The 2,258-nt window shown below is 52.1% G+C and carries 4 protein-coding genes; all 4 read right to left on the reverse strand.

Annotated elements, in window-relative coordinates; genetic code table 11:
- Positions 1 to 428: ATP-binding cassette domain-containing protein (locus tag ACRC27_RS08080; protein WP_438639625.1), on the reverse strand; the 428-nt coding region annotated here is incomplete at its 3' end.
- 10 nt (positions 429 to 438) lie between these two features.
- A complete protein-coding gene (rbsD, locus tag ACRC27_RS08085; protein WP_438634627.1) occupies positions 439 to 858 on the reverse strand; it encodes a D-ribose pyranase in 420 nt (139 codons plus the stop codon).
- A 198-nt stretch (positions 859 to 1,056) separates the two neighbouring features.
- Positions 1,057 to 1,794 carry a metallophosphoesterase family protein gene (locus ACRC27_RS08090; RefSeq protein ID WP_438634629.1) on the reverse strand — a complete coding sequence of 246 codons (738 nt, stop codon included), beginning with the start codon at positions 1,792 to 1,794 and terminating at the stop codon, positions 1,057 to 1,059.
- 53 nt (positions 1,795 to 1,847) lie between these two features.
- Positions 1,848 to 2,258 (reverse strand): KUP/HAK/KT family potassium transporter (locus ACRC27_RS08095; RefSeq protein WP_438639626.1); only part of this gene is annotated, 411 nt, incomplete at its 5' end.

The raw sequence follows: 2,258 nt of genomic DNA on the forward strand, positions 1-2,258 counted from the left end.
TCGGCCAATAACTGGCGGCTACTGTGGCGCACATTCAGCCGAGCCAGCAGTTGATCCGCTTTTGCATACATAGTCGGCCAGTCTATCTGACCAAAACGGCCGAGAAATTCGCGGCCTAAGAAGATATTCTCGGCAATGGTCAACTGCGGGATCAGGTTCAACTCTTGGTGGATGATACTAATACCTGCTTCCTGTGAGGCTTTCGGGCCACTAAAACTGGCGGCTTGCCCGAGGTAGTTCAGCGTACCGGCATCTTTTTGGTAGATCCCAGTCAGCACTTTCATGAGGGTTGATTTTCCCGCGCCGTTTTCGCCCATCAGCGCCATCACACGGCCGCCATACACTGACAAACTCGCACCAGAGAGTGCCTTCACGCCGGGAAAGGCTTTATCAATACCGCTTAATTGCAGTAACAGGGTGTCAGACATAACCGTTTCCTCAGAACACCACACCGGAGTAAAAAATCACGTTGGCATACGCCGTACACTCACCACTGCGTACCACACCACGGCTGCTGCGGGTGCGCACTTTGAAGGCTTCATGTGGCACATACTCAATGCGAATGGTATTCCCCTGCTGCACACCGAGCTGAGTCAAATGATCGACCACTTGAGCATGCAGTTGCGGGTTGACGCTGATGAACTCTTCGGCCATCAGTACCGCTTCAACCTGCATTTCATGGGTGATGGCGCTCATTACCTGCATGAATGAGGGCACACCGGCTGAAACGGCCAGATCAATACGCTGCGGATCTGCGGGGATGGGCAGACCGGCATCACATAACGTCAGACCATCGGTATGCCCAAGACGGGCAATCAGGTGGGATAATTCGGCATTTAACAGAAAACTTTTCTTCATGGCCGTTACTCGCAGCAAAAGGCTAAAAACAGGCATCGAAACGTTTCGATATGCAGTAATTAAAGCACATTGCAGCAAAACGACAATCAAGATCAGATAAAGTGTGACGCAAACGATAAACTTTATGCCAAAACTTTTAGCCGGATCGGTTAAGCAGCAGGGTCAACGTATGCACCCAGATGAAAATAGCGGTGAATATCAGCGGCGGGATGTTGATCCATCGCCGCCCGCAGAATGGCGGGATTGGCGCGGCTGATGGTGTGGGGCAACCTCTTCACCAAGGCTTATCCAGCGTAAATGCTGATCGCATACTGCCCGATAACCGACCGCAACGGCCTGAAAACCCACGGCAGGGTCATACTCTCGGTTAATGTGATGATGCCCATGAAACAGTTGCCGCACGCCAAGTGAGCGCGCAACATTGTCGATCACCTGAAAACCACGCGGATGAGCCGCGGGCGCTTCGTGGGTGACTAAGATATCAGCCTGCTGTTGGCTTAATCCCTCCAGATCTGAGGGAAACAGTGTGGTGCGGTGGCGCAGAGGCAGACCGCCGCGCCATAACTGGCCCTGCTCTAAATGCTGGCAGTAGTGAATAGGGTCAAAAAACATCGGCTTGTAGGGCGGCATCCAGATCTGACCGCGAAACACGCCGCCCAGACCGGCAATCCGCACACCCGCAATCTCAACCACCCGCCCGTGCAGATTACGGCCGCCAAATGCGCCACTGAACAGCGCCTCATAAGCGGCTACCGAAAGGCTGTCGTGATTGCCAGGAATAAACCAGACTTCAGTGACCTCTTCCAGCGCCTGCAAATCTGCCGACGATTGCAAAGCCAGATCACCCAAAATAACCAGTGCATCGGGCTTTTCTGCTTGCACCAAGGGCAATAAGTAGGCCAAAGAACCGTGAGGATCGCCTGCAAACCAAATCACTTCCTCACCTCACGTCTGCGTTATCTGTTGGTCTTTACTGTAACCTAACAGAATTATATTTCTACCTGTGCCCCTAACTCTACCACTCGATTCGGTGGAATATGGAAAAAGTCGGTAGAACGTAACGCATTTTTACTCAGCCACATGAAAATCAGGCCACGAACCTGCCCAAACAGTGACCGTTTCCCCATAATCAGAGTTTCCCGTGATAAGAAAAATGAGGTATCCATCAGGCTAAACATCATGCCCTTCATACAGCAGCGGCGGAAAACCTCTTCCACATCGGGGGTCTCTTTAAAGCCATAGGTGGCGATCACCCGTACAAAACTCGGTGATAACGGCTCTATTTCAATGTGCTGATCGGCGGCCACATACGGCACATCTTCGGTACGAATGGTCATCAATACCACACGCTCATGCAGCACTTTATTGTGCTTGAGGTTATGCAGCAGGGCATACGGCAC

The organism is Plesiomonas sp., from assembly GCF_051650925.1.
Classification (GTDB): domain Bacteria; phylum Pseudomonadota; class Gammaproteobacteria; order Enterobacterales; family CAMTGL01; genus Plesiomonas.

What these genes read in the sequence shown, in the direction of transcription:
- rbsD (WP_438634627.1), bottom strand. Translation starts at nt 858, where the DNA reads ATGAAGAAAAGTTTTCTGTTAAATGCCGAATTATCCCACCTGATTGCC.